This is a genomic window from Rhizobium laguerreae, assembly GCF_019778565.1.
Lineage (GTDB): Bacteria > Pseudomonadota > Alphaproteobacteria > Rhizobiales > Rhizobiaceae > Rhizobium > Rhizobium laguerreae.
The window spans coordinates 51,300-78,200 of the sequence record NZ_JAAXQT010000016.1; the positions used below are offsets into that span (position 1 = coordinate 51,300).

A 26,901-nucleotide genomic window follows, 5' to 3' on the forward strand; every position below is an offset into this window, starting at 1 on the left:
TACCCAGGAGGAGGCAGGACGCGCAGGCGGCAAGGGGCCGCCTGCGGGGGTCTACGTCCCGCGGCCTCGTCCCCGGGGGAGGAACGCGACCGAAGAGGTTGCCACGAAAATCAAAAGGCATCGCCTTCACCTGGGGTCATTTTGCCAGTCGCTTGCGGAGGAAGTGTTCGTCACTGAACACGCCTTCGCTTTGAAAGCTCCGGCTTCAATGCGATTGCTGCGTGATCGTTCGAGGCATGCGGTTCCTCGCCGGCTTCGCGGGCAGGCCCGGTCCCGTGAACGAGGCGCTTGAGCGCTTCGTTGAGGTCGTCGACGAAGGTGAAGATGACAGGGATGACGACAAGGCTGAGCAGCGTCGACATCATCACGCCGCCGATCACCACGATCGCCATCGGCTGCCGGAAGCTCGAATCGCCACCCGTCAGGCTGAGAGCGACGGGAAGCATGCCGGCTGCCATGGCAATGGTTGTCATGACGATCGGCCGGGCGCGCTTGTGGCAGGCGTCTACGAGGGCATCGAACCGTGACATGCCCTGGCGGCGCGACATGATCGCATATTCGATGAGAAGGATAGAATTCTTCGTCACCACGCCCATCAGCATGAGCAGCCCGATGACGGCGGCCATCGAGAAGCTGGTTCCGGTGACCACCAGCGGAACGAGCGCGCCGCCGAGCGAGAGCGGCAGAGCCATCAGAAGGGTGAGCGGCTGCAGGAAGTCGTGGAAGAGCAGGACGAGAACGGCATAGATGCAGAACACGCCGATCGCCATGGCGAGGCCGAAGCTCTGGAACAGCTCCGAACTGCGCTGAAGTTCGCCCTGTTCGACGAGAGTCACGCCCGACGGCAGGTGCTGGAGCGCCGGCAGAGCCTGCGCTTCGCGATTGACGTCGCCGAGGATGCGGCCGTTGAGTTCGACGGAAAGGGTGATATTGCGCATGCGATCGATGCGGTCGATCTCCGACGGGCTGCCGCCGATCCGGATATCGGCGATCGATCCGAGGTCGACATTGCCGTTCGTTCCCGCCACCCGCATATTCTTGATGTCGTCCAGACTGGTGCGGGCTTCCGGGCTGAAGCGCACGACGATCGGAACCTGGCGCTGCGGCAGGTTGAGCTTCGGCAGATCGGCGGAATATTCTCCGTCGGTTGCCACGCGCACGGCCTCGGCGACGGAACTCGACGTCACTCCGAGCGCTGCTGCGCGGGCGAAGTCGGGCGTGATCTGGATCTCGGGCGCCTGTCTGGATGCGGTCGATGTCACCGCTCCGATGCCTTGCAGCGTGCGCAGTTGCTCCTCAAGCGCCGTGCTTGCGCTGTCGAGGACGTTCGCATCGTCGCTCGCCAGCGTAATATCGAGCTTCGTGCCATTCCCACCGCTGCCGACCTCCACACGCATGCCGGGGAGTACGGAGAGCGCTTGGCGAATGTGGTTTTCGATTTCCGACTGCTTGCGATCGCGCTCGCCGATGGGGGACAATACGGCGACGATCGTAGCGGATCCGACATCGCTCGTCGTGCCGCTGTCGGGACCGCCGCCCGAAGATACTGAACCGACCGAGGAAAAGACACGCGTTACGTCGGTGAGCTTGCCGACGATTTCGGCGGCTTTCCTGGTGGCGGCGTCCGTCTGCTCGATGGTGGCGCCCGGCTGCAGGGTGAGCGTGATCTGGGCTCGCGCGTCGTCGGAAGTGGGCAGGAAGCCCGACTTCAAAAAGGGGATGGTGGAAAGCGAGAGTGCCACGACGATGGCGGTGACGGCGACCGTGGTTTTCCTGCGGTTCATGGCGGCTTTCACGATCGCCATATAGGCGCGCATGATGCGGCCGTCCTTTTGCTCCACCGGATGGGCCTTCATGAAATAGGCGGCCATCATCGGCGTCAGCAGACGTGCGACGACGAGCGAGACGAGGACGGCGACGGCGGCGGTGATCCCGAACTGACGGAACAGAAGTCCCGGGATGCCGCTCATGAAAGCAGTCGGCAGGAAGACGGCGACCAACGTGAAGGTGGTTGCGATGACGGCAAGCCCGATCTCGTCGGCGGCCTCGAGAGCGGCGTCGATCGGCCGCTTGCCCATCTGCAGATGGCGGGCGATGTTTTCGACCTCGACGATGGCGTCGTCGACGAGGATGCCGACCACGAGCGACAGCGCCAACAGCGTGATCATGTTCAGGCTGAAGCCGCAGAGGTACATGACAAGGAAGGTCGGTATGACGGACAAGGGCAGCGCCACGGCAGACAGGATCGTCGCACGCCAGTCGCGAAGGAAGAGCCAGACGACGACGATCGCCAGGATCGCGCCCTCGTACAGCATGTGCATCGAACCGTCGTAATTTTCGATGATCGGCCCGATCGTGCTGTAGGCATCTTCGATCTGCACGTTGGAATGCTTGGAGGCGAACTGCTTGATCGCCTTGTCGACGTCATCAGCGACACCGCTGTCCGAAAATCCGTTCGACCGATTGATCTCGACCGCAATCACCGGTTTGCCGTCGAGATAGGCCATCGAGGACCGCTCGGCAAAACTATCGGTGACGGATGCGACGTCGTCGAGGCGAACCTGCTGGCCGTTGGCCAGCGGGATTCGGAGCGCCTTCAAGGCTTCGACCGACGGCAGGGCGCCGAGCGTGCGCAAGGTCTGGCGGGTGCCGCCGATTTCGCCGAGCCCGCCTGACGTATCCGCCTGTACCGCCTTCAGCTGTGATGAGACGGTTGTCGCGGTAACGCCAAGCGATGCCATCGTTGCGGGATCGAGGTCCACATGAACCTCGCGATCGATCCCGCCTATGCGGTTGACTTGCCCGACGCCGGGCACCGATAGCAGCGCCTTGGTCAGGTCGTTGTCGACAAACCAGGAAAGTTCGGTCTCGTTGAGAGCGGTCGAGCGGATGGCATATGTGACCAACGCCGAGCTCTGCACCGTGACCTTGGTGACAGTGGGAGTCTCCATCTGCGCCGGCAGATCGCCCTTGACGCTGTCGACCGCGTTGCGGACTTCGTTCAGGGCTGCTTCGCTGTCTTTTTCCAGCTTGAAGGAGACCTTGATCGAGACGGTGCCGTCGGTGATGGTTGTGGTGATATGGTCGAGATAGCTCAGCGCCGCGAAACTATCCTCGATGGTGCGGGCAACCTCGGTTTCGAGCTGGGTCGGCGCCGCACCGTCGAGCGTCGCTGTGACGGTGATGGTCGGGAGATCCATATCGGGGAAGTTCTGGACCGCAAGCTGCTTGAAGGCCAGGAGCCCGCCGACGGCAAGCATCACGAACAGCAATATTGCCGGCACGGGGTTGCGGATCGACCATGCTGAGAAGTTCATCAGTTTGTCTCCGCGATCTTCACGAGGTCGTTGTCCGACAGGAACGCACCGCCCGAGGTCACGACCTTCGATGAACGATCTATGCCGGAGACGATTTCCACCTCGCCATTGTTGCGGCGGCCCGTTTCCACCCGAACCCTTTGCACCCGCTGGCCCTCGCCGGCGGTGAAGACGTAGCTGATCCCGTCCCTGAACACGATCGCCGTTTCGGGAACGGTCAGCGCCGGGGACGTCTGCAGTTCGATATTGCCGGTTACATAAAGGCCGCTGCGTGGGCGGACGTCAGCCGGAAGCGCGACATAGACGATGGCCCGGCTGGTATCGGTGCTGACCGACGGCCCGACAAGTCTCACCTTGCCTTCGATGTCGTGGTCGTCCGGGCCGTTGATCTTGACGTTCAAACCTTCCGAAATGCGTGAAAGGTAGCGCGCCGAAACTTCGGCCTGCCATTCGATCCGCTGCTGGCGAACCATGCGGAACAGCTCGGTGCCCGCAGAGACGACAGCGCCGAGGTCGGCGGAACGCGACGTTACGATGCCGTCGTCGACGGCCGTGATCGTCGTCTGCGCAAGCTTGATCTTTTCGCCGTCGAGCGCCGCCTGCTCGGATGCAAGGCTGGCCGTTGCCGTCTGCTCGTCGGCCAGATATTCGACGATCTTTTCGTCGGAAAGGGCGCCCGAGGGGCGGAGCTGCCGTGCGCGGTCGGCGTTGGCCTTGGCCTTCGAAAGATTTGCCTTGGCGGTCTCGATCGCCGCCTCCTGCTTGCGGAGGTCGGCCAGCACACTCTCCTGGGAAAGCCGGACGAGCGTCTGCCCCTTCGTAACCACGGAGCCGACATCGACCAGAACATCGGTAATGCGCAGACCGCTCGTTTCCGAGGCGATGACCGCTTCCTGCCATGGTTTAAGCCATCCGCTTGCGGGAACGGTCTCAGGCCAATTCCGCTGCGCCGGTGTCATCATAGAGACGGTGAGAGCGGTCGCAGCGGCCTGTTCCGCCAAGGCGTTGCGCAGAGGCAAGAGAAGCGCAGCCGCAACGAAAGCGGCGGCGACTGGTCTGGACGGTTTTCTCAACGATACACTCCTTGTGGTCGAAGGCATCGATGCCTTTTCCCGATCCGCGCCAACTCTACGAAGGATTGCAGGTCACCTCGCGGCAATCCGGTTTCAACGCGTGTTATGTCATGGCAGGATCAGTAACGGGGCGAACGTTAAGTGCGGTCAAGTTAGTGTTAAGTTAGGTAAAACTTGGCTACGCGACTGTATTTGTGCTGTATGGCTTGCTGGAATTGATATCGGATAATGCGAATGAACAAGGTTCTCCTCATCGACGACGATGCCGAGCTGACGACGCTTCTGCAGGAATATCTGGTCGAAGAAGGATATGACGTCGTCACCGATACGGACGGTCGCGCCGCCATTGCGGCGGCTGCCGGCAATACGGTCGATATCATCGTGCTCGACATCATGATGCCTCGGATGAACGGGATCGAGGTTCTGCAGAGGATCAGGAAGCTCAGCCAGGTCCCGGTCCTGATGCTGACCGCAAGGGGCGATGACGTCGACAGGATATCCGGTCTCAATCTGGGCGCCGACGACTATGTGCCGAAGCCATGCTCGCCGGGCGAACTTGCGGCGAGGTTGCGCGCCATCCTCCGTCGGGCAGGTCAGCCGGCGGCCGGTACTTCGACCGACACGATAAGGGCGGGAAAACTCGTGATCCATCCGGGCAGCAGGATCGCCGAATGGCGCGGCGAAAGCTTGGAACTGACCGGCACGGAATTCCGCCTGCTCGAGGTGCTTGCTCGCAGCGCAGGCCAGCTCGTGTCGAAGCAGGATATTTCGAAGCGGGCCTTCGGCAAGCCGTTGACCCCGTTCGATCGGCGGATCGACGTCCATATCAGCAGCGTTCGTCAGAAGCTCGGACTGAGAGAGGATGGGCAATCCTGGATCCAGTCCGTTCGCGGCCAGGGCTATCAACTTCTCGTGGACTGACCATGCCCCGACTTTTCTGGAAATTCTTCACGACGATCTGGCTGACGATGGCGGCGACAGTCGGCGTGATATTCCTGCTCGTCAATTTTCTCCAGGGGGTTCCTTTTGCGCGCGAACTTGAGGAAGAGCGGCGAGCGATCGCCCTGAACCTGACCGCAAACGTGCTCGCCAAAAATGGCGAAGATGCCGCCGCGTATTTCGTGCGCACAAGCGAAGAGACGCTACCGTCTGGTCTGACGATTTCCAAAGCTGCGAAAGCCGATGCCTGTGCGGTTCCAAAGACCGTCGATACGAGACCCGTCCAGAAGGACGGGGTTTGCTATCAGATTTCCCTGCCGGCCCAGGCGACGTTCACCTTCGAGAACTTCGGCCCGTTCTTGCCCTGGCTCACGATCCTGATTTCGAGCACGATATCGGCAGGTGCACTCGCCCGGTACCTCATTCGTCCCGTCGTGCATCTGCGTGATGGCTTGAGCGCGCTCGCCCATGGCCGCTTCGACTTCCGCATCGGTGACAAGATGGCCGGACGCAAGGATGAAGTCACCGCGCTTGCACATGACTTCGATTCCAGCGCCGCCCGGCTTCAGGAGCTGCAGGATGCGCAGCAGAGGTTATTCCATGATGTCTCCCACGAGCTGCGTTCGCCCTTGTCCCGCCTGCAGGCCGCCGTCGGCGTGCTGCGGCAGAGCCCGGCCAAACTCGGCTCTATGCTGGACCGCATGGACCGGGAGGTCGAACGGCTGGATGCTCTGGTCGGCGAAGTTCTGACGCTTGCCAGGTTGACGGCGGGACCCAGCCGGCCGTTGAAAACGCACACTCTCGATGTCATCGAGCTGCTGAACGAAATTCTCGGCGATGCGGCATTCGAAGCCCAGGCGCGGGACGTCTCGATCACGACCAGTGTCGAGGGTGTCTTCCGCGCAGAGGTCGAAGGCGAACTGATCTACAGGGCGCTCGAAAACGTCGTCCGCAACGCCGTCAAGTACACGGCCGAGCATTCGCGCATATCAGTATCTTGCGAGGCGACGGACGAGCGCCTCAAAATCTGTGTCACCGATCAAGGGCCAGGTGTCAGGCGGGACGAACTCGAACGGATCTTTCAGCCGTTCTCACGCGGGAACGAGGCTGTGCCAAGAGGCGGATATGGTCTGGGTCTGGCAATCACCAGGCAGGCCATCGAACGCCATGGCGGGCGTGTGCATGCGTCCTTGCCGGATACGGGTGGCCTGGCAATCACCCTGGAGCTTCCCAGGAAACCGAAGCCCTATGGTTCGGCGGACGACCAAGCCTGATCCGGCTCCCCGCGGTTTTACGTAACTTTACAGTGTCTTTACCGCCATTAACGTTGGCGCCGTTAAGCCTGAACCACGATCCCGGTTCAGAAAGCTCGCCAGTGAGTCCGTCGCTCAGCACGAAAATATCATTGCTCCGCTACGCCGCATCGGCGGTCACGCTTCTGCTGGCAGGCTGCGTCAGCGGCCCGGATCACGTTCCCCCCGAGATACCGCTTCCTGCCAAATTCCAAGAGGGCGGGACCAAGAGCAACGGCGACGTCGTGGCGGCGCATTGGTGGACGGCCTATCGTGACAATCAGCTCGACGGCCTGGTGGCTCATGGCCTCAGCGAGAACCTTGATGTGCTGCAGGCTATCGAGAGCATCAACTCGGCTTCCGCCAACGTAACGGTCGCCGGGGCTGGTGGCCTGCCGAGCCTCGATGTCGGCGCATCGCACACCGTGTCCGGTGAGAAGGGTTCTGAGCGTACGACCATCGGCACGACCAACACGACAGGCAGCGAGGCCAGCCTTTCCTGGCTGCTCGACTTCTTCGGCCAGTACCGCCGCTCCAAGGAGAGTGCGATTGCTTCGCTTGAGGCCGCCTATGCAACGGCCGACAATGCAAAGCTCACCTTCCTGAAAGACCTGGTCGAGAGCTACATCGACGCTCGCTATTACCAGCAGCGCATCGCGCTTTCGCGGGCGAATTTGAAATCCCGCCAACAGACCTACGAACTCACGCAGCTGCAGCTCAAGGCAGGTGGGGCCTCCCGCCTTGACGTCGTTCAGGCAGAGGGCCTGGTACAGTCGACAAAGTCCGACATTCCTGGCCTAGAACAGAGTTTTGCCGAATCGGCCCATCACATTGCCACGCTGCTCGGGATGCCGGCGGCCTCGCTGATGGGCGAACTGCAGAAAAGCGCCGGCCAGCCGGTTTTCCGCGGCGACATTCGGGCCGGCATTCCGGCCGACCTCATCCGCAACCGTCCCGATATCCGCAAGGCTGAACGCGAGCTGGCGGCGGCCGTTGCCGATATCGGTGCTGCCGAAGCACAGGTCTATCCATCGATCTCGCTCTCCGGTTCGATCTCGCCGAGCTGGGTCAAATCATCCGGTGCCAGCGGCGGAACCTTAACCAGCTGGTCCTTCGGACCGACGCTCAACCTGCCGATCTTTGATGGCGGCAAATTGCGTGCGAATGTCGATATCGAAAAATCCGATGCCAACACCCAGTACCTCGCCTGGAAAGAGGCGGTGCTGAACGGGGTCGAAGAGGTGGAAAACGCACTGTCGGCCGTTCGCCGCGACACGCAGACGCTCGAACCGTTGCGCAGACAGGTGCAGACGGCACAGGAGTCGCTTGCGCTTTCGACCACGAGCTACAAGGATGGCGCCTCGTCATTGCTGGATGTCCTGGAGGCGCAGCGGTCGGTCTCCGATGCCCAGGAAAGCCTTGCGGCCACCGTGCAACAGGTCGCCAAGGACTATGTGGATCTCTACGTCGCCATCGGTGCCGGCTATCTCACGGAGCAAGTGCCTGTCGCCTCCGAACGAGCGGCGAAGTCAGGCTGATTGATCGCCCACGGCTGGCGAGGCCCCGGTGCGATGCCCTCGCAAATCGTGCGCGGCCGACGGCTCGCCACAGGTCAGAACTTTGCCAGGAGACACTACCGCATCGCACGGTCCAGCGATCTTGCGCATCATGTTCCATTTAAACAAGGAAGGCGTGAATTTTCAGGTGGTTCACCAAGTTGCGCCCTATCCAGTCGCTTCGGGCGCGACCACTGCTCACGAGCAACTTCGCTAAGAACGAGACCATGGCCTGGACGACCGGGAGCATAGGCGAATCCATCGCGGATTAAGATCGGCTGCTCCACAAGGTGATCAAAATTCTGGAATGAGTATTCGAGCCACTCGACTTCCGGAAGTGCGGCGGCCATGTGAACGCCCACTTCCAGAAAGGTATTTCCCAAGCTCACAGGAATGCCAAGCTCGGCAGCCAGCCATCCGATGCGCATGACGTCCGTGACCTGGCCATGAACGTTGAGCAGATCGGTTCCGAAGTTCTCCATGAGGAGACGCTTTCCACTGGCATCGAGATATTCGCCGCTGTTGATCTGCGTCCAGTTTACGGCGTGACGGAGTGTCCGCAGCCCTTCGAAGTCATGGCGAAGAATAGGATCCTCTACCCATAGCAGGTCATGGCCCGCATCGCGGATCGCCGTCAATTTGACGAGCGCCTCCTTGGAATTCCAGGCTTCATTCGGGTCGATCATAATCTGCGATCCGGCGGGAACAACCTCTTTGAGCAGGTCGAGCCGGCGCATGTCCCGCTGGAAGTCGGGATGACCGACCTTGATCTTGAATGCTTGGTAGCCGAGGGAGGCGGCGTGCGAGAACAGCGCGCGGAATGCCTCGTCGCTCAGATGAAAGTCTAGACCGCTGGCATAGGCCCGGACCCGGTCACGGCGGCTTCCTAGCAGCTTATGCAAAGGCAATCCGACTTCCTTGGCCGCCAGGTCCCACAATGCGACCTGAAGAGCCTCGTGAAACGGCAGCGAGAAAGCCCGCTGATTACCACCTCGCGGGCGGCTGACGCGGTGGACCAGCCCGATCGCTTCTTGCCCCGCGATCGCGGGCCATGCTTCATGCTTGAACACGGCTTCGATCTCTGCTTGATCCGGCAGGGGGTGAAAAAGCGTTTGAATAAAGCCGAGCCCAACGTTTCCCGTTTCGCCGATAAGTTCGAGAGCGGCGACGTTGACGTCATCTGCACGGACCTGACTGTCACCGATTACCCTGTCGCGGGCAAATTGAAATCGGGTTATACGAAATCCGGATAGGGGCATGAACGTGCTCTCTGATCGCTTTATATTGATAACTGATCTATCAGAGGTATTATCGGACGGATGAAGAAATCGCAAGTGCGCAAAGCGAAGGCAACTGTACCGGAGATCGCTGCCCCCCGGCTCAGCGATCTCGCTTATGATCGCATCCTCGAAAGCCTGTTTGAACGAAGGGTCCCTGTTGGCGCATTTATCTCCCAGAGCGAACTGTCCGAGATTGTCAGCGTGCCCGTTGCGCCGCTTCGCGATGCGTTGCGCATGCTCGAAGCCGAAGGCATTCTGACAATCCATCCTCGCTCCGGCATCCAATTCGTCAGGCCTGGCCTTGAGCTAACGCGCTCGACGTACCAATTCCGCGCGATCGTTGAACGCTCAGCCATTCGCGTGTTTGCCGAGGAAGCTGGCGAGGACTTGATGAACAGCTTGGAAGTCCGGCATTCCAGGCTTTTGCGAAAGCTTGAGAAGGATGGTCTAACGCCTGACCATATTGCGGAAATGGACCTTCTCGAGCTCGATCTTCACGGTCAAATCATCGCCGCCTTGCGCAATCCACTCATCGACACCGCATATCGGCGCATGCACAACTATCTGCGTTTGCTGCGATTGGAGCGAAGGGTGACGCCTCCCATGCTTATTCGAACATTGAAGGAGCACCTGGAAATTCTTGAGGCATGCTCTTCCAGAAACGCCGACGCGGCCGAGAAGGCGCTTCAAGCCCATTTCCAGGCAGCGATAAACCGCAATCTCGGCTTGGCTTAATCCCAAGCTATCGTTCGGTTCAACTCTGGTGTTGCCGTACATCCAAAAGGCTGCTATCTCCATCTGATCGATCAGATCGCCATTCTGATATCTGGGAGGATGAAGAGATGCAGATCACCAAACGCGAATTCCTTGTTGCCACAGCAGCGCTAGCGCTTGCCAGTGGTGTCCGCTCCGCAAGTGCTGCCGCAGCGATCAACTATTGGCATCACTTCACCAGCCAGTCGGAAATGGCCGGCCTGGTGAAAATCATCGAGCTGTTTGGAAAATCCCATCCAGGCATCACGGTCACACAAGAGAGCATTCCGAATTCGGAATATATGGCCAAGGTTTCGTCGGCTGTTGTGGCCGGCGGCCGGCCGGACACCGGAATGGTCATTGCGGAACGCTTTGCCGATCTGACGGCGATGGGCGCTTTGGTCGACATCACCGAGCGGGTGAAAGGATGGAAGGGAAAAGCCAATCTGCCGGAGAACCGATGGACTGGCATGTCTCAGGACGGCGCGATCTACGCGGTCCCGGCCTATGCTTTCGTCGACTGGATGTACTACCGCAAAGACTATTTCGACGAAGCAGGCCTTTCAGGCCCACCAAAGACTTTCGATGAATTTGTCGCTGCTTGCAGGAAGCTGACCGACCCGGCAAAGGGGCGCTACGCTTTCGGAATGCGCGGGGGGGCGGGGGCGTTCAAATACGTCATCGACGTCATGGAGGCCTTTGGCTCGCCAATTGTGAAGGACGGCCAAGCGGCCATCGACAAGGCTGCTGCGGTGGAGGCGATCACCTTCTATTCAAGTCTGTTCCTGAAAGAGAAAGTCGTTCCTCCCAGTGCGCCGAACGACAGCTATCGGCAGATCATGGAAGGTTTCCGAACTGGCCAGACAGCGATGATCTGGCACCATACCGGATCGCTGATCGAAATCTCGGGCGCCCTGAAGCCGGGAGAGCAGTTCGCCACGGCTCCGATGCCTGCGGGACCGAAGGCACATATCGCGCGTGTTGCCTATGCCGGCAACGGCATCATGAAGGACGACAATATCGATGCCGCCTGGGACTGGATCAGCTTCTGGGGAGAAAAGGACGCGGCGATAGCCTTGTTGGAAGCGACAGGTTATTTCCCGGCATCAACGGCAGCTCTTGAAGATGAGCGGATCAAGTCCAATCCAATCTATCAGGCCGCTTCGCAGACGCTTGACTTCGGTCGTCTGCCGAACAGTTTCGTCGGCGCTGCGGGCTGGTCCGAAAATGTCGTCAATCCAACGTTCCAATCCGTTCTGACAGGTCAACTCACCCCTGAGCAGGCCGTCGACCGTATGATCGAGGGTCTTGAAGCCGCTCTTCGGTAGTGAAGCCGACGCGACGCGAAGTCGTCGCGTCCTAGAGGACGGCAAGCCGCCGTGAAAACATGAAGCCAGCCTTGCACCGTGGCCCACTTACCCGCCTCGGCGACCTGTCCGAAACGCGCTACTGGGTTTATTTCCTGCTGTTTCCGAGCCTGATCCTGCTTTTGCTGGTGGTAGCCTATCCGACCCTTTATGGCTTCGTCATCAGCGTTCGTGAGATGCGTCTCACCCGACCGGGTCTCAACGGCTGGGTCGGCGCAAAGCACTACGTCGCGATGATGTCGGACCGCGTGTTTTGGATATCGTTGAAGAACACTGCGATCTGGGTGGCCGCAGCCATCGCAATCGAGGTGACGCTTGGCTTTATCGCCGCAGTCGCGCTGAACCGCAATGTTCCAGGCACGAAGCTATTTGGTGTATTGATCCTGCTTCCCTACTTCTTGCCGAACGTTGTCGCAGGACACATGTGGGCGCTCCTGCTCGACCCTCGTCTGGGCGTCATCAACGATCTGCTGGTGCGCAGCGCCGTGTTGAGCACCTACAAGGCATGGTTCGCCGATCCGGCCACAGCCTTGGCCGCGACTATTCTTGTCGAGGCATGGCATGGGTTTCCATTCTTCGCGCTGCTGTTTCTGGCCGGTCTCAAAGGCATCCCTGAGGATCTTTACAAAGCCGCCGCAGTCGACGGCGCAGGGCCGGTTCGGCAGTTCCAGCTGATCACCGTGCCGATGCTGAAAACGGTGATCACCGCGGCCGTTATCCTGCGCGTGATCAGCCTGGTGAACTCACCTGATCTGCTGCTCGTCCTGACAGGCGGGGGGCCAGGCAACGCTACGCAGGTGCTGTCGCTCTACGCCTTCCAAACCGCCTATCGCGAATTCAACTTCGGGTACGCCGGGGCACTCTCGGTCGTGATGTTCGTCATCCTGATGGTGTTTGCAACCCTCTACATCAGGTTCACGCGGGTCTCGAGAGAATGACAATGTTCAAAACCAGTCGCGGTCGCCGCCTCATGGCCGACATACTGACCTATGCTGTACTCTTGACGATGACGACTTTCTGCCTCGGACCCATCGTCTGGATGTTTTTGACGTCCTTGAAAAACGAAGCCGACATCGTGACGTCGCAGATGCAGTACATTCCGCGCACGATCACCTTTCAGAACTACCGCGCAATCTGGACGCAGTCGAATTTTCCGGTGCTGATCACAAACAGCCTGGTGGTGACGACGATTACGGTGGCAATCTGCGTCCTGACCGGTACGCTTGCAGCCTATGCATTCTCGCGGCTATCGTTCAAGGGCCGCGACCGACTGATGCTCAGCTACCTCCTGGTGCGGATGTTCCCGGCCGTCATGGTGATCATTCCGCTCTTTGTGATGATGCGGACAGTTGGCCTCGTCGACAGCCGCTTCGGCTTGGCGCTTGCCTATACCAGCTTCCTGCTGCCGCTGTTCGTCTGGATGCTCAAAGGCTTCTTCGACGCGGCCCCCAAGGAGCTGGAAAGTGCTGCCCGTATCGATGGGTCCACAAGACTGGGTGCCATGGTGCGCATCGTTTTGCCGCTCGCGCGCAACGGCCTTGTCGCAAGCTCGGTGTTTATCGCCATCGCCGCCTGGAACGAGTTCATTTTCGCGCTGATGCTGACGACCGGACAGGGATCGAGGACCTGGCCGGTCGGTCTGCAACTGATGGTCGGCGAGTTTCAGTTGCCATGGGGCGTTCTTGCTGCGGGCGGCATACTGAGCATTCTGCCAGTCGTCATTCTGTTTGCGATCGTCCAACGCGCGATGGTTCAGGGCCTCACCGCAGGCGCCGTCAAGGGTTAGGAGACGATCATGTCGAGCTTGTCCATCAGGGATATTCAAAAGTCATATGGCGCACTCAAGGTGCTGCACGGAATAGACGTCGACCTCGAGGATGGTGGCTTTCTCGTTCTCCTTGGACCGTCAGGATGCGGCAAGTCGACCTTGCTCAATATCATTGCGGGACTGGACGAGCCGTCGTCCGGTGATATTGCGATCGGGGATCGATCGGTCACGGCCCTCCCACCGAAGGATCGTAACATCGCCATGGTGTTCCAGTCTTACGCGCTCTATCCGACAATGTCGGTTGAGCGAAACATCGGCTTTGGCCTTGAGATGAGAGGTGTTCCGGAGCAACAACGCAGGGCGGAGGTGCAAAAGGCGGCCGAAATGCTGCAGATCAGCCACCTTCTCGATCGGCTTCCAGCCAACCTCTCCGGCGGCCAGAGGCAACGCGTTGCCATGGGGCGGGCGATTGTCCGCAGCCCGGATCTGTTCCTCTTCGACGAGCCGCTCTCAAATCTCGACGCGAAGCTGCGCGTCGAGATGAGGACCGAGATAAAAAGGCTGCACGAACGCCTCGGCACGACCATCGTCTACGTGACTCACGATCAGATCGAGGCGATGACACTGGCGACCAAAGTCGCCGTGATGAAAGGCGGCTATGTCCAGCAGCTTGCCGATCCCAGGACGATCTACGAACGACCTGCGAACATGTTCGTCGCCGGCTTTATCGGATCTCCGGCGATGAACTTCATCAGGGGCAAATTGATCTCGGACGACGGAGGCTCCCGGTTTGAGAGCGGTGGGGTGATCGTGCCTGTCAGTATACCAGATAGCGCAGCCGGGTCCCGGGACTGTGTCCTTGGGGTGAGACCGGAAGAGCTTAAGGTTGTCGAGAGGGATGATGCCGCGATCCACGGAGTGATAGACGTCGTGGAACCAACGGGTCCGGACACGATGGTCACCGCTTTGGTTGGCGGCCACGCGATCGTCGCAAGAGCTGAAGCGCGCTTCCAGGGTCGCAGATGCGATCAGGTTCGCTTCAGCATCGATGCGCAGAGCATCAACCTGTTCGATGCTGAAACTCAGGATCGAATAGAAATGGGGGTTAATCCTCAGCGCCTATGAATATCGGGCCGCGAGTCCGTGAGATGCAAGGCACGGACACCGCACCCGAAGCGGATAATGCCGCCATCATATGAATGACGTAATGGCGGCTTTGACATCGCTAGGGCGCTCCACCGGAGCCATATGCGTCTCCCGTTCGAGAATCACGACGCAGGCGTGCGGGTATCGCGCCTTGCACGAGCGAATGGTCTCGCCGAAGAACTGATCCCTGCTGCCTCCGACGACGAGCATTTCAATGCCGTCGAAACTTAGTCCGGTGGCATCATAATCCAGCATGGCGTTGAGGTAGCGGCATATTGTGTCGGGCGACGAGAGCTTGGCTCTAATCTTCGCCGACGTGAGCCGGATGCGGAGGCTCAGCAGGAGGTTGAACCACGGCCGACGGAAGACAGAGTTAAACTGCGCCAGCAACTGCACCAACTCGCCCTTACGCGCAAGGTCAGCCTGTTGGGCTATCAGAAGTCTCCCGTGTGACGAGAAGGCTGGAGCGCCCGCGACAAGAGCGAGTTTCGCGACGCGGTCGGGGAACCGCGCCGCAACATTCGACGCGACCACAGCGCCATATGAAACACCAACAAGACGGCATCTGGCGCCGAGCTGCGTCTTGATGATGGCCGCGACATCGTCTGCGATGCAATGAACGGACAGTTCGTCAGGAAACGGGTTGTAGCCCAAGAGGATGAAGTGCTGTCCATCGGGCATAATCCGGGCCATTCGATTGGCATCGTTTGCGAGGCGCGCGGTTTCCGGCCGCATCATGAAGCCTTGCCCACCGTTGATAATGAGGATGGGGTCTGGTCCGTCGCCGACCTTAGCGAACGGAATGCGGTCGAGGAATTTGCCAGTTTGAACTGCTTGCATGTCTGATGACAGCCGGGATTGACCGGCCGCTCTTTAAGGTGGGTTCTTGATTTTTAGCGCGAAGCGAGACGACGGAGCGCCGAGGCTAGGTTCATCGCGACCGGCTGTTCGACGCGGCGATAAACGCTGCCATCGCGGGTCCGTGTCACCAGGCCGAGTTCGTAGAGTTCACGTCTGAGAAGTGCGTGATCCCCGAACAGGTGCTTTTCCTGAAGCAGCCCGCTCACATCGCGTTCGGACATTGCGACAGATGCTGGCATCTGCGACCATAGGATCCAAAGGACCAGTATCTGATCGGATCGTCTGGAGGGCCAGCGCAGCAGGCTTCGGCTGTCGTCGAAACAACGGACAACCCGCTCGATGTGCTTCTCGTCCACTGCTTCGGGGCGTTTGGAAATAATGTCTTCTTCATCGACCCGTATGATAGCCGAGTTTAGCTCTGCCCTGGCGCGCAGGGCCTGCATGTTTCCATGCCCCGCCGCTTTCGCGACCATGTTGAGCATTTGGAGGTGGGAAGGTAACCCCTGATGCGCGACGAGTTGCGCGCGGAGCGCTTTCGCGAATGTGGAGGTGTCGCTTACCTGGAGCGGAATGAGAGTTCTGGACATGACCTATCCTTCTGTCGCGCCGCTCCTGACGGATCATCGGTGATCGCCCTTCCGACATGGCACGGGATGGGTGTCCATATCTCGATATCAAGCAGGTTTAGCGTGTTCCGGAGAACGGCGATGCCTGGGTGAACTGCGGACCCTTGACGGCTTGATACCATCGGATTTCCGGTCGTTCAAGTCTCAGTCGTTCCTCGGATTTTTGTCTTTCAGACAGAAACATTAACCAGCGCTCGCGTCCGAATGCCCGCTGGTCAAAAGAAGTGGCGTCGGTTCGTATCTGGCGATGACCTTTGAATCCACAGTTGGCAGGCATTATGATTGGTCTCAATACTTTTGTAGCAAATCGTGATGGGATGTGTCACACAACCATCCACCCCTATCGACAGCATATTGTGTCGAGTGATGTGCGTTGCTTCATCGCTGGCGAGGAACAAGGCGACATCCGGCAGACCGTGCGGCGACGCTTAGTGGTCGGGGTTTGTGTTTGATTGCTGCTCGAGTCCGCCGCTGCTGCAGACCGCCAAATGCGGGGCAAATGGGATGTTTGGAGTTCGCCCCATGACGGATCAGACCTATACGCTTAAGCAATTGGCACAGGGGCATCGACCGATCCGGATAGGCTTCTTCCTGGTGCCGGACTTCCCTCTGATGACCTTTGCGGCAGCGCTCGACTCGTTGCGGCAGGGCAATCGTCTAGCCAAGCGAAAGGCCTTTGAGTGGCTCATCCTGTCGGCGGATGGCGGCCATGTGAAGTCCAGCAGCGGACTGGGCTTCGATGCAGATGCGGCAATCAGCAGGGCGCCGCGCTGCGATATCGTCATCCTCTGCGCAGGCATCAATTATGCCGATGCCTATGATGCCAATGTCTTTGCATGGTTGAGGCGCATCCATTCGGAGGGGTGCGTGCTTGGAGCAGTCAGCACTGCCGTCTTCTTCCTGGCAAAGGCGCGATTGTTGGAAGGGCGACGATGTGCCGTTCATTGGGAGGCGCTTGCAAGCTTTCGCAGCGAGTTTCCGAACTGTCTCGCCACCGACGACATTTTCGCGATCGACGGACGTTTTCTGACCTCGTCGGGCGGAACGGTCACATTGGACATGATGCTTTACCTCATCTCGGCCGTGGAGGGTCGGGAGTTGGCAGCGCTCATTTCGGACCAGTTCAACCACGCGCGGATACGGCGCCAGGACGACGTTCAGAGGATGTCGCCCGAAGATCGTTTCGGCATCCGGAACGCCAAGCTCGCCTTTGTGGTTCGTCGGATGGAAGCCAGCCTCGGCGATCCGGTCGAAATTTCCGATCTCGCCAGCAGCGTGGCGCTTTCGCTTCGGCAGCTCGAGCGGCTGTTTCACGCCAATCTCGGCAAGAGTCCTAGCAATTTCTACATAGAGCTTCGCATGACACGCGCGAAAGAACTGCTGATCTACACGGAGTTGGCGATTGGTGAGATCGCCGAAATCTGCGGTTATCAGTCGGCTTCGCATTTCGGCCGCTCATACCGCACGCGGTTTCGCGAGAACCCTGCCGCGACTCGAAAGGCAGAGCAACGACGAGAGGAGCCATTGTCATGAACTATGTCGAGTCGCGCAGAGAAGATGTCGGATCACCGCATGTCGCGGAGGTCCATCCCGTTTTAACTTGAACGAAGACGGATGGGTGACGGACAAAAGTCCGCTGCGACCGAGCCTGGGGCGAGTGTCTTCCCGGCCGGTCCGACCAACAAAAATTCGGAACAGTTAAAGCGCTAACTAGGAGATGACTACCGTGGACAAGTCTCAGCATTCCTATATCCCGACTCTGGTTGAACAGATGTCGAGCGGCTCGATCGGCCGCCGAGAATTTCTGCGAAAAGCGACGCTTCTTGGTGTTTCGGCCGCAGCCGCATATTCTTTGGCCGGCGTTCCGATGCTGGGCGACGCCGCCCGGGCCGACGAAATGCCGAAGGGCGGAAACCTGCGCATCGGCATGCGTTGCATGGAAATCAAGGATCCGCATCTGGCCGACTTTGCCGAAAAGTCGAACGTCATCCGCCAAGTCTGCGAATATCTGACCCTCACCGATCGCAACAACATTACCCATCCTTATCTACTGGAAAAATGGGAAGTCAGCGACGACCTGAAGACGTGGACCCTGCACGTGCGCAAGGACGTCAAGTGGCGCAAGGGCAGGCCGCTGACGGCCGACGATGTGATCTGGAACCTGAAGCGCGTCTGCGATCCAGCCATCGGCTCGTCGATGCTCGGGCTCTTCACCGGCTATCTCATGCAGGAATACGAAACCGGCGAAAAGGACGAGAAGGGCAATCCCAAGAAGTCGAGCAAGCTCTGGGCCGACAACGCCATCGAGAAGGTCGACGATCACACTGTCCGCCTCAACTGCTCCTCGCCGCAAATTGCCGTGCCCGAGCACCTCTATCACTACCCGATGTTCATCATCGATCCGGAAGAAAATGGCGCCTTCGGTGCGGATGCGAACGGCACGGGTCCCTTCGTTATCACCGAATATGTCGTCGGCAAGGGTGCCAAGTACAAAGCCCGCACCGACTATTGGGGCACTGGCCCCTATCTCGACACGTTCGAATATGTCGACCTCGGCGACAACCCAGGTGCAGGTATCGCGGCCATGGCCTCCAAGCAGGTCGATGGCCTGTCGGAAGCCGATGCCGTTCAGATCAATGCGATGAAAAATTTCCCGCATGTCGCCGTTTATCAGGTCGAGACGACCCAGACGGTCGTCGCCCGCATGCATCCCGATATCGACCAGTTCAAGGACAAACGCGTGCGCCAGGCGATGCGTTATGCGATCGACCGCGATAAGGTCATTCAGACGGCACTTCTCGGTGCCGGTATTCCTGCCGAAGATCATCACGTCGCGCCCTCGCATCCCGAATATGCGGCGTTGCCGAAATACCCCCGCGACATCGAGAAAGCGAAGAAGCTTTTGGCCGACGCCGGCTATCCGGATGGTTTCGAATTCGACATGGTCACGCGTCCCGATCCGATCTGGGAACTGAACACGGCGCAGGTCCTTGCCGAGCAGTTCAAGGACATCGGCGTCAAGATCAACATCAAGTCCCTGCCCAGCGCCCAATATTGGGAAGTCTGGACCACCGCGCCGTTCAGCCTGACTGCCTGGGGCCACCGGCCGCTGGCAATCATGACATTGTCGCTTGCCTATCGTTCGAATGCCGCCTGGAACGAGTCCAATTATTCCAACGCGGATTTCGACAAGCTGCTGACCGAAGCCGAGGGCATCCTCGATCCGAAGGAACGCAGCAAGGTCATGGCGAAGATCGAGGCGATCATGCAGGATGACGGGCCGATCGTTCAGCCCTTCTGGCGCGTCTTCTCGACCGTCATGGACAAGAAGGTCAAGGGCTTCGAGCTCCATCCTTCTCAATACATCTTCGCGCATCAATACGCGATCTCGGCGTAACCTCCCGGCTGGCGCCTGGCCGCGTTCGCGCGGTCGGGTGCTGGGCTCGGACATTCGGATTCCTCCGGCTATGGCGAATTTCTTCCTCAAGCGCTTGGCGATGATGGTCGTGACGATGCTCTGTGCTTCGTTTCTCGTCTTCGCCGTCTGCGAGTTCACTCCCGGCAGCGTGGCGCGCAAATCGCTCGGTCCTTTCGCTACCCAGCAGCAGGTGGACCTGCTGTCGCAGAAACTGAAGGCCAATGATCCGCTGCTGGTACGCTACGGCCGCTGGCTCGGTGTGCTCGTCGGCGCAATTCCCGATCCGCTTCAGGATCCGACCACTGGGTTAAACTTCAAGGATCCGCGCGGCGCCCAGTACTTCGGCAACTTCGGCTACTCCACCCTGAACAAGCTGCCCGTCAACGATGTCATCTGGGATCGTCTCGGCAATACCTCGATCCTCGCCGGGCTGGCGTTCTTGCTGATCGTCCCGCTGTCGATCGTTTTCGGCATCCTGTCGGGGTTGAAAGAGGGTGGCGTGCTCGACCGGACGCTATCGGTCATCTGTATCACCTTCACGTCTATTCCGGAGTTCGCGTCAGGCGTCTTCCTGGTGACGCTTTTCGTGATCCTCTGGCCGATCCTGCCAGGCACCAGTCCGCTCAACAGCGATGGCGGCTGGGCTGTGCCGTATCAGTTCGTCCTGCCCGTCGCGGTGCTCGTCATCTATGACTTCGGCTATGTGGCCCGCATGATCCGGGTCTCGATGATCGGCGTCATGGAGCGGCCCTATATCCGCACCGCAATCCTGAAGGGCATGAGCACGCGCCGCATGGTTCTCGGCCACGCGTTGCGGAATGCGATGATCGCGCCGTTCACCGTGCTCCTGCTGCAAATTAACTTCCTGATCAGCGGCGTCGTCGTCACCGAGCTCGTCTTTGCCTATCCGGGCTTCGGCCGCCTGATCCTCGATGCAAGTCTGTTCGGCGATATCGCAACGCTCGAGGCCGCTACATTGATCACCGTCGCCATCGCCGTTGTCACGCAGCTGCTTGGCGACCTTGGCTACATGCTGCTCGATCCGCGCATCCGGGTGAGGTAAATCATGGCTGTTCGAGGCAATATCAGTGGAGTGATCGCCGCACCGCCAAAGCGTGCTGCAAGGCCCAACTGGATGCGCATCTTTCATTCGCGCACGGCCGTCGTCGGGCTGTGCCTTGTTCTCTTCTGGGTACTTGCAGCCCTTCTTGCGCCCGTCCTGCCGCTACCGTCGCCGACGGATTCCGATGTCATGGCGATGAGCAACCCCTATCCTTCCGCTGCCCACTGGCTGGGAACCGATATTCTCGGTCGTGATATGGTGTCACGGTTGATCTTCGGCGCCCGCACCGTGCTCTCCGTTGCGCCGCTGTCGGTGGCGGTTGCCATGATCGTCGGCATCACGATGGGGATGATTGCAGGCTATTATGGGGGCTGGGTCGACGTGTTGATCAGCCGCTTCTCGGACATCATCCTGGCATTTCCGGTTCTCGTTATCTACGTCATCCTGATCGCCAATATCGGACCGTCGGTCCTGAACATCGTCATTGCGACGATGATCGCCTCGGCGCCGGGTATCGGTCGCATAACGCGCGGCCTGGTGCTGGGTCTGAAGCAGCAGGAATATGTCGCGGCAGCAAAGCTGCGTGCGGAAAGCACGCTCTACATCATGATCGTCGAACTGCTGCCGAACTGCCGCAGCCTGCTGATCGTCGATGCCTGTCTGCGCATCGGCTACACGATCATCACCATCGGCATCCTCGGTTTCCTCGGCCTCGGTTTGCCGCCACCGAACCCGGACTGGGGTGGCATGGTCAAGGAAAGTGTCACTGTACTGAACGTCTGGCCACACATGTCGCTTATCCCGTCTGCCGCGCTCGTCAGCCTGGTCCTCGGCTTCAACCTGCTCGCCGACGGCATGCGGGAGGCATGGAAACCATGAACATCATCGCGTCCAGTCTTCAAGGAGCGGCCATGTCCATCACGCCAATGACCGATCGCGAACCCGTTCTCGACATTCGGAACCTGCGCATCGAGTTTCGCGGCAGGAGCGAAACGGTGGTTGCGATCCCCGATCTCTCGTTCAAGCTTATGCCCGGCGAAAGCTACGGTCTCGTGGGTGAATCGGGCTGCGGCAAGAGCACGACGGCCATGGCGATCATGGGTTATCTCGGCGCGACCGGCGTTGTTGCCGGCGGCAGCATCCGCTTCAACGGCAAGCAACTGGTCGATGCCTCCCCCAAGGAACTGCGTTCCATCCGCGGGCGGCAGATTGCGATGGTCTACCAGGATCCGATGAGTGCGCTCAATCCGGTGAAGACGATCGGTGCGCAGCTTGCCGAAGTCCCCCTGCTTCACATGGGCGCCAGCAAGAAAGACGCGATGGCCATGGCGGAAGCGATGCTTGCCGACGTCCGCTTGCCGGACCCTGGTGACATGATGAAGCGATATCCGCATCAGCTCTCCGGTGGGCAGCAACAGCGCGTGGTCATCGCCATGGCATTGCTTGCCAAACCGTCGCTGTTGCTGCTCGATGAACCGACAACCGGCCTCGATGTGACTGTCGAGGCTGCGGTCATCGATCTGATCGCCGAATTGCGCCAACGCTATTCGACCAGCCTGCTGTTCATCTCGCACAATCTCGGTTTGATCGCGGAAAGCTGCGATCGTCTCGGCATCATGTATTCCGGCCAGATGGTAGAAGAGGGAACGACATCAGAAGTATTCCGCCGGCCGAAACATCCGTATACGCGCGGCCTTATCGATTGCATTCCCGACATTACCGGCGATAAGCGCAGCCGCACGCTCGCTGCCATCCCGGGCTCGATCCCGCTGCCGCAGGAACGGCCGCAGGGCTGTCTGTTCGGGCCGCGCTGTTCGAGTTTTGTCTCCGGCCTCTGCGACCGTCCGGACCTTGCTCTGGAGCCGGCGGCGGAAGAGCATCTGGTGCGCTGCGTCCGCTGGCCCGAAATTTCGGCAGGAGAAGCGACGGTTGCTCCGGTCGAGACACAGATGATTGCAAGATCGACGGCGATAACATTGTCTGATGTGAACCGTCTCTACCCCGTCGGCCGCCGGAAGACCGTCAAGGCAAACGAAGCGATCAGTTTCGAAGCGGCAACAGCCGAGATCGTGGCGCTGGTCGGCGAGTCGGGCTGCGGAAAATCCACGCTGGCGCGCATCGTGACGGGTCTCGACAAGGCGACGTCGGGCGAAATCCGCATGGCTGGCGAGAACATCGCCGAACTGCAGGCCAGCGAACGTCCACGCGCGCTGTTGCAACAGATCCAGATGATCTTTCAAAATCCGGATAGTACCCTCAATCCCTCGCATTCGGCCGCTTTTTCCATTCGTCGTTCGATCAAGAAATTCGGTATCCGCAAAGGAAAGGCGGAGATCGAACAGCGCGTCCGCGAGCTCCTGGAAATGGTGCGTCTATCTCCAGCCGTCGCGGACAGAAAGCCGAACCAGCTGTCCGGCGGTCAGAAGCAGCGTATCGCCATCGCACGCGCCTTTGCGGCCGAACCTTCGCTCATCGTCGCTGACGAACCGGTCTCGGCACTCGACGTTTCGGTGCAGGCCGCGGTCGTGACGCTTCTTCTCGATATTCAACGGGAAAAGCATGCCACGATGCTGTTCATCAGCCACGACCTGGCGCTGGTTCGTCACGTGGCAGACAAGGTTGTGGTCATGTATCTTGGCAAGATCATGGAGCAGGGAACCGTCGAGGAAGTCTTCGGTGAGGGTGCGCATCCCTATACCGAAGCACTTCTCTCGGCGATCCGCAGCCCGCACCCGGATGAAGCGCCGCGCGAGCGTATTCGCCTGTCCGGCGAAACACCGAGCGCGGTCAACGTACCCGCCGGCTGCCGTTTTGCGACGCGGTGCCATCGCAAGCTCGGCAGCATCTGCGACACCGCTCCGCCCCCACTGCGCAAGATGTCCGATACGCACGAGATTCTCTGCCACATCGATCAGGCAGAGCTGGCCGCCCGACCTTCCGTCCTTGCTTTCGCCGAAAAGGCATAATGATGCGCGATCCCGATCGGATTGGTGACTTCTGGCGGAAAGCCGCAGGGCTTCGTGCAATCCTGCATGTCATGGCGAGCATCTGCATCGTCGCGACTGGCAATTCTCTTCTGACGACCACGGTTTCTCTGCACCTTAGTGACCCCACAATCGATCCCCACATCGTCCAGTTGTTGCTGACGGCGTTTCCCGTAGGCTTCCTTGCCGGCTGCCTCTCAGCTCGCGTCATGGTTGTCCGCCTGGGACATGAACGGGCTTTCCTGGCCGTCGCATTGCTCGCTGCTTTCGGCGCCTGCGGCTACATGCTGACGCAAGCCGCTCCGGTCTGGTTCTGCCTGCGTCTGATAAACGGTTTTTCCATCGCAACGCTGTTCGTCGTGTCCGAAAGCTGGATCAATCTCTACGCTGACCAGAAGAACCGCGGAGCTTATTTCTCGCTCTATATGCTGATGACGTCGCTGGCGACCCTGTTTGCGCAATTGCTTGTCGAAGCGGCCGGAGCGGACTCTCCCCATCTCTTTCAGATCGTGCTCGGCGTCATCCTGCTTGGACTGATCTACGCCCGCTTTGTGGATGGACCTTGGCCCACCTTGCACCTGCCGCTGGCAGTAGCGGTCGAGGCCGGTAGCGCCCACTCCGGGAATCGGTACGGCATTTGGCGGCTCGCCGCTCTCGCACCGGTGGCTGTCGTCTGCGTCTTTCAAGCGGGCATGACGAATATGAATGTCTATACGATGACGCCGATCTATGCGGAGCGGGTGCATCTCGACGCGGCGGTCGCCGTGACGCTGGTAACCGCCTTCAGCCTGGGCGGCATGCTCGCTCAGGCGCCGGTCGGATGGTTGTCGGATCGTATGGACCGGCGCGTTCTACTTCTCGTTCAGGGATTGGCGGGAGCAGGACTGTGCGCAGCAATCGCCTGGCCTGGAAGCTATCCGCAGATGCTTCTCTACGGTCTGTTTTTCGCCTATGGCGCAATTGCGCTGACGATTTATCCGGTCGGTATCGCTTACGCTAACTCACAGCTCGACAGCCATCATATGGTCTCGGCATCGGGTAGCCTGCTGCTCCTTTATTCGATCGGCAACATCATGACACCTGGGCTCGCCGCCCAGCTGATGGAGCTGTTTGCACCGCAGGCACTCTTCCTTCTGCTCGGGAGCGGGGCGTTCCTGGTTGCTGTCGCTGCCTGCTTCAATCTCTTTCGCCGTCCGATCGGCGCCACCAAACCTTGCCCTGTTTCGGGAGGAAGCGAATGACGCCCGCCAAGCCTTATGACCTCGTGATCCGTCGTGGCCGTGTGGTACTGCCGGATTCAACCAGGCAGATCGATATCGGCGTTCGCGACGGCGCGATTGCGGCGCTCGGGCCGGATCTGCCCGAGGGGAAACATGAAGTCGTGGCCGAGGGGTGTGTCGTGCTGCCCGGCGGCGTCGATAGCCATTGCCACATGGATCAGCAGCCCTGGGAAGGGAAGGCGACAGCGGACGATTTCAACACCGGCACGCTGTCGGCGATGTGCGGCGGCACGACAACTGTGGTGCCTTTCGCCATGCAGATGCGTGGCCAGTCGCTACGCGACATCGTCGAGGATTATCACGAGCGCGCCCATTCGAAAGCGCGTATCGACTATGGTTTTCACCTGATCGTCGGCGATCCGTCAGCCGGAGTGTTGCGCGACGAGATCCCTCAGCTGATTGCCGAGGGCTGCACTTCGATCAAGATCTACCTCACCTATGACGGGCTGAAGCTCGACGATTATGAGGTGTTGAATGTGCTCGACCTTGCGCGTGCTCAAGGCGCGATGGTCATGGTTCACGCGGAAAACGATGCCTGCATTCGCTGGTTGACCGAAAAGTTCATCGCCTCGCGCAAGACCGAGCTGCGCTATCACGAAAAGGCGCATTCGGCGATCGGCGACCGTGAAGCGACCTTCCGGGCGATCAGCCTTTCGGAGCTGATCGAGACGCCGATTCTCGTCAGCCATGTCGCTGCGGGCGGCGCCGTCGAAGAAATCCGACGCGCCAAGGCGCGGGGGCTTCCGATCTACGCCGAAACCTGCCCCCAATATCTTTTCCTTTCGGCCGAAGATATCGACACCCATGATCTCTCAGGCTCCAAATGCGTCTGCACGCCGCCGCCACGCGACAAGTCGAACCAGCCGGCAATCTGGGCCGGTATCCTCGACGGCACGCTGGAGGTTTTTTCTTCGGACCATTCGCCGTGGCACTATGCGGATAAGATAGCGGGCGGGCCGGGGACACCGTTCCACCGTATTCCTAACGGTATTCCCGGTATCGAGACACGGCTCGCTTTGCTCTTTTCTGCTGGCGTGAATGGCGGCCTGATCTCGCTGCAGAAATTCGCTGACCTGACCGCCGGCGCCCCGGCGCGGCTGTTCGGTCTTCATCCGCGCAAGGGCAGGATTGCCGTAGGCGCAGACGCCGATATCGCGATCTGGGATCCGGATCGCAGCACGACGATCACCAACTCGCTCCTGCATCACGCGACTGACTACACGCCTTATGAAGGACAGGTCGTCAAGGGCTGGCCCATCATGACGATCTCGCGGGGCGATATCGTCTGGGACAACGGAAAGATCCTGGCGGAACCGGGCCGTGGCCAATTCATCGCCAGAGAGCGGCCTTTCCCGCCGCAGCAGGGACCTTCAAAGGTTCTCGCATCATGACCACGCCGATGTCACGCCTTGACGGAAAAGTGCTCTTTCTGACCGGCGCAGCAAGCGGCATCGGCGCGGCGATCGCGCGCCGCTGCATCGACGAGAAAGCCTTCGTGATCTGCGCAGACCAATCGCTCGATAGTGCCGACACGCTTGCAAAATCGCTTGGCCCGCAGGCACTGGGCATTCAGTGCGAGGTTACCGAGAGCGGCTCGGTCAAGCGTGCGGTGGAGGCTGGAGTGGCGCGTTTCGGTCGCCTCGACGGTCTTGTGCACAACGCGGCTGCTCCATCGATGGATGGTACGGTTATCGATCTTGCCGAGCAGCAATGGCAGCTGGAGATCGGTGTCATCCTGACCGGTGCCTTCCTTGCCAGCAAACACGCGCTCCCGGCCATGATCGAAGGTGGCGGCGGTTCCGTCGTCTTCATCGCATCGCAATTTGCTCACGTGGCAACCGGCAAGGCCGTCGCCTACTGTGCTGCAAAGGCCGGTCTCGTGCATCTCGCCAAGGCTATGGCGGTTGACCATGCGGCGGATGGCATCCGCGTCAACAGCCTTTCGCCCGGCGCTGTCGCCACTCCGCGACTCCTGCAACGGTGGCCGGATCTCGAGGCGGCCAATGCCGGGCTGGGGCCTGCGCATTTGCTCGGACGCATCGGACAACCGGAGGAAATAGCCGCCGCCACGGCCTTTTTGTTGTCGTCGGATGCATCCTTCGTCACCGGAACCGATCTCCTGGCCGACGGCGGCTACACGACGCGCTGATATCTGTATTGAAAATCTTTGGATGGATT

Annotated in this window: 21 protein-coding genes; 16 read left to right on the forward strand and 5 right to left on the reverse strand. The window is 59.9% G+C overall.

Translation table 11 applies throughout. The features are described from left to right. Positions 1-170: 170 nt before the first annotated feature. Both HFO71_RS33370 and HFO71_RS33375 read right to left on the reverse strand, forming a co-directional pair. Positions 171-3,317: an efflux RND transporter permease subunit gene (locus HFO71_RS33370; protein ID WP_221988976.1), complete on the reverse strand. Its 3,147-nt coding sequence runs from the start codon at positions 3,315-3,317 to the stop codon at positions 171-173. Further along, positions 3,317-4,417 (reverse strand): efflux RND transporter periplasmic adaptor subunit, encoded by a 1,101-nt coding sequence (locus tag HFO71_RS33375; protein ID WP_221988978.1) that lies wholly within the window; start codon positions 4,415-4,417, stop codon positions 3,317-3,319. Before HFO71_RS33375 ends, HFO71_RS33370 begins: the two co-directional genes overlap by 1 nt. Positions 4,418-4,624: 207 nt before the next feature. Between HFO71_RS33375 and HFO71_RS33380 the strand changes: the two genes are divergently transcribed. From HFO71_RS33380 to HFO71_RS33390, 3 genes are all read left to right on the forward strand, one after another. Next, on the forward strand, positions 4,625-5,311 hold the full coding sequence (locus tag HFO71_RS33380; RefSeq protein ID WP_221988980.1) for a response regulator: 687 nt from the start codon (positions 4,625-4,627) through the stop codon (positions 5,309-5,311). A 2-nt stretch (positions 5,312-5,313) separates the two neighbouring features. Beyond that, the gene (locus HFO71_RS33385; RefSeq protein WP_077976347.1) at positions 5,314-6,603 is read left to right on the forward strand and encodes a HAMP domain-containing sensor histidine kinase; all 1,290 of its coding nucleotides are present in this window, start codon (positions 5,314-5,316) and stop codon (positions 6,601-6,603) included. A 101-nt stretch (positions 6,604-6,704) separates the two neighbouring features. After that, positions 6,705-8,159: an efflux transporter outer membrane subunit gene (locus HFO71_RS33390; RefSeq protein WP_221988981.1), complete on the forward strand. Its 1,455-nt coding sequence runs from the start codon at positions 6,705-6,707 to the stop codon at positions 8,157-8,159. Positions 8,160-8,287: 128 nt separating this feature from the next. Here the strand turns inward: HFO71_RS33390 and HFO71_RS33395 are convergent, their stop codons facing one another. Continuing rightward, positions 8,288-9,436: a mandelate racemase/muconate lactonizing enzyme family protein gene (locus tag HFO71_RS33395; RefSeq protein WP_077976345.1), complete on the reverse strand. Its 1,149-nt coding sequence runs from the start codon at positions 9,434-9,436 to the stop codon at positions 8,288-8,290. A gap of 60 nt (positions 9,437-9,496) precedes the next feature. Here HFO71_RS33395 and HFO71_RS33400 point away from each other — a divergent pair, with 60 nt between their 5' ends. The 5 genes from HFO71_RS33400 (at position 9,497) to HFO71_RS33420 (ending at position 14,470) form a co-directional block, all read left to right on the forward strand. Then, positions 9,497-10,192 carry a GntR family transcriptional regulator gene (locus HFO71_RS33400; RefSeq protein WP_077976344.1) on the forward strand — a complete coding sequence of 232 codons (696 nt, stop codon included), beginning with the start codon at positions 9,497-9,499 and terminating at the stop codon, positions 10,190-10,192. Between the two features lie 107 nt (positions 10,193-10,299). Beyond that, entirely contained in the window at positions 10,300-11,538 is a 1,239-nt protein-coding gene (locus tag HFO71_RS33405) for an ABC transporter substrate-binding protein (protein WP_221988982.1), read from the forward strand. Between the two features lie 59 nt (positions 11,539-11,597). Then, positions 11,598-12,515, forward strand: a complete 918-nt coding sequence (locus tag HFO71_RS33410; protein WP_221988983.1) for a carbohydrate ABC transporter permease — start codon at positions 11,598-11,600, stop codon at positions 12,513-12,515. Further along, positions 12,512-13,363, forward strand: a complete 852-nt coding sequence (locus tag HFO71_RS33415) for a carbohydrate ABC transporter permease (protein WP_420910168.1) — start codon at positions 12,512-12,514, stop codon at positions 13,361-13,363. The genes HFO71_RS33410 and HFO71_RS33415 overlap by 4 nt, the downstream gene beginning before the upstream one ends. Before the next feature lie 9 nt (positions 13,364-13,372). Beyond that, entirely contained in the window at positions 13,373-14,470 is a 1,098-nt protein-coding gene (locus HFO71_RS33420; RefSeq protein WP_077976340.1) for an ABC transporter ATP-binding protein, read from the forward strand. A gap of 66 nt (positions 14,471-14,536) precedes the next feature. On the opposite strand, the gene HFO71_RS33425 is transcribed toward HFO71_RS33420, so the two are convergent. Together HFO71_RS33425 and HFO71_RS33430 are read right to left on the reverse strand one after the other, a co-directional pair. Next, positions 14,537-15,331: an alpha/beta fold hydrolase gene (locus tag HFO71_RS33425; RefSeq protein WP_221988985.1), complete on the reverse strand. Its 795-nt coding sequence runs from the start codon at positions 15,329-15,331 to the stop codon at positions 14,537-14,539. 53 nt (positions 15,332-15,384) lie between these two features. Further along, positions 15,385-15,939 carry a DUF2087 domain-containing protein gene (locus tag HFO71_RS33430; protein WP_077976338.1) on the reverse strand — a complete coding sequence of 185 codons (555 nt, stop codon included), beginning with the start codon at positions 15,937-15,939 and terminating at the stop codon, positions 15,385-15,387. 561 nt (positions 15,940-16,500) lie between these two features. Between HFO71_RS33430 and HFO71_RS33435 the strand changes: the two genes are divergently transcribed. From HFO71_RS33435 to HFO71_RS33470, 8 genes are all read left to right on the forward strand, one after another. After that, on the forward strand, positions 16,501-17,511 hold the full coding sequence (locus HFO71_RS33435; RefSeq protein WP_077976337.1) for a GlxA family transcriptional regulator: 1,011 nt from the start codon (positions 16,501-16,503) through the stop codon (positions 17,509-17,511). Positions 17,512-17,695: 184 nt separating this feature from the next. After that, positions 17,696-19,375, forward strand: a complete 1,680-nt coding sequence (locus tag HFO71_RS33440) for an ABC transporter substrate-binding protein (RefSeq protein WP_210283465.1) — start codon at positions 17,696-17,698, stop codon at positions 19,373-19,375. A gap of 70 nt (positions 19,376-19,445) precedes the next feature. Continuing rightward, complete coding sequence (locus HFO71_RS33445; RefSeq protein WP_077976335.1) at positions 19,446-20,459, forward strand: ABC transporter permease; 1,014 nt, start codon at positions 19,446-19,448, stop codon at positions 20,457-20,459. A 3-nt stretch (positions 20,460-20,462) separates the two neighbouring features. Continuing rightward, positions 20,463-21,338, forward strand: a complete 876-nt coding sequence (locus HFO71_RS33450) for an ABC transporter permease (RefSeq protein WP_221979147.1) — start codon at positions 20,463-20,465, stop codon at positions 21,336-21,338. Positions 21,339-21,370: 32 nt separating this feature from the next. Further along, the gene (locus HFO71_RS33455; protein ID WP_245007066.1) at positions 21,371-23,425 is read left to right on the forward strand and encodes an ABC transporter ATP-binding protein; all 2,055 of its coding nucleotides are present in this window, start codon (positions 21,371-21,373) and stop codon (positions 23,423-23,425) included. Next, a complete protein-coding gene (locus tag HFO71_RS33460; protein WP_221988987.1) occupies positions 23,425-24,684 on the forward strand; it encodes an MFS transporter in 1,260 nt (419 codons plus the stop codon). Before HFO71_RS33455 ends, HFO71_RS33460 begins: the two co-directional genes overlap by 1 nt. Then, the gene (gene hydA / locus HFO71_RS33465; RefSeq protein ID WP_221988988.1) at positions 24,681-26,114 is read left to right on the forward strand and encodes a dihydropyrimidinase; all 1,434 of its coding nucleotides are present in this window, start codon (positions 24,681-24,683) and stop codon (positions 26,112-26,114) included. The genes HFO71_RS33460 and hydA overlap by 4 nt, the downstream gene beginning before the upstream one ends. Further along, positions 26,111-26,872, forward strand: coding sequence for an SDR family NAD(P)-dependent oxidoreductase (locus tag HFO71_RS33470; RefSeq protein WP_221988989.1), 762 nt, complete (start codon positions 26,111-26,113; stop codon positions 26,870-26,872). The genes hydA and HFO71_RS33470 overlap by 4 nt, the downstream gene beginning before the upstream one ends. The last annotated feature ends 29 nt before the right edge of the window (positions 26,873-26,901 follow it).

Excerpts from the sequence above, each read along its gene's own strand:
- HFO71_RS33425 (WP_221988985.1), bottom strand. The coding sequence starts at position 15,331 with ATGCAAGCAGTTCAAACTGGCAAATTCCTCGACCGCATTCCGTTCGCT.
- HFO71_RS33385 (WP_077976347.1), top strand. The coding sequence starts at position 5,314 with ATGCCCCGACTTTTCTGGAAATTCTTCACGACGATCTGGCTGACGATG.
- HFO71_RS33420 (WP_077976340.1), top strand. The coding sequence starts at position 13,373 with ATGTCGAGCTTGTCCATCAGGGATATTCAAAAGTCATATGGCGCACTC.
- HFO71_RS33470 (WP_221988989.1), top strand. The coding sequence starts at position 26,111 with ATGACCACGCCGATGTCACGCCTTGACGGAAAAGTGCTCTTTCTGACC.
- HFO71_RS33395 (WP_077976345.1), bottom strand. The coding sequence starts at position 9,436 with ATGCCCCTATCCGGATTTCGTATAACCCGATTTCAATTTGCCCGCGAC.
- HFO71_RS33435 (WP_077976337.1), top strand. The coding sequence starts at position 16,501 with ATGACGGATCAGACCTATACGCTTAAGCAATTGGCACAGGGGCATCGA.
- HFO71_RS33415 (WP_420910168.1), top strand. The coding sequence starts at position 12,512 with ATGACAATGTTCAAAACCAGTCGCGGTCGCCGCCTCATGGCCGACATA.
- HFO71_RS33460 (WP_221988987.1), top strand. The coding sequence starts at position 23,425 with ATGATGCGCGATCCCGATCGGATTGGTGACTTCTGGCGGAAAGCCGCA.
- hydA (WP_221988988.1), top strand. The coding sequence starts at position 24,681 with ATGACGCCCGCCAAGCCTTATGACCTCGTGATCCGTCGTGGCCGTGTG.
- HFO71_RS33450 (WP_221979147.1), top strand. The coding sequence starts at position 20,463 with ATGGCTGTTCGAGGCAATATCAGTGGAGTGATCGCCGCACCGCCAAAG.
- HFO71_RS33370 (WP_221988976.1), bottom strand. The coding sequence starts at position 3,317 with ATGAACTTCTCAGCATGGTCGATCCGCAACCCCGTGCCGGCAATATTG.
- HFO71_RS33380 (WP_221988980.1), top strand. The coding sequence starts at position 4,625 with ATGAACAAGGTTCTCCTCATCGACGACGATGCCGAGCTGACGACGCTT.
- HFO71_RS33405 (WP_221988982.1), top strand. The coding sequence starts at position 10,300 with ATGCAGATCACCAAACGCGAATTCCTTGTTGCCACAGCAGCGCTAGCG.
- HFO71_RS33445 (WP_077976335.1), top strand. The coding sequence starts at position 19,446 with ATGGCGAATTTCTTCCTCAAGCGCTTGGCGATGATGGTCGTGACGATG.
- HFO71_RS33400 (WP_077976344.1), top strand. The coding sequence starts at position 9,497 with ATGAAGAAATCGCAAGTGCGCAAAGCGAAGGCAACTGTACCGGAGATC.
- HFO71_RS33375 (WP_221988978.1), bottom strand. The coding sequence starts at position 4,417 with ATGCCTTCGACCACAAGGAGTGTATCGTTGAGAAAACCGTCCAGACCA.
- HFO71_RS33440 (WP_210283465.1), top strand. The coding sequence starts at position 17,696 with ATGACTACCGTGGACAAGTCTCAGCATTCCTATATCCCGACTCTGGTT.
- HFO71_RS33410 (WP_221988983.1), top strand. The coding sequence starts at position 11,598 with ATGAAGCCAGCCTTGCACCGTGGCCCACTTACCCGCCTCGGCGACCTG.
- HFO71_RS33455 (WP_245007066.1), top strand. The coding sequence starts at position 21,371 with ATGTCCATCACGCCAATGACCGATCGCGAACCCGTTCTCGACATTCGG.
- HFO71_RS33430 (WP_077976338.1), bottom strand. The coding sequence starts at position 15,939 with ATGTCCAGAACTCTCATTCCGCTCCAGGTAAGCGACACCTCCACATTC.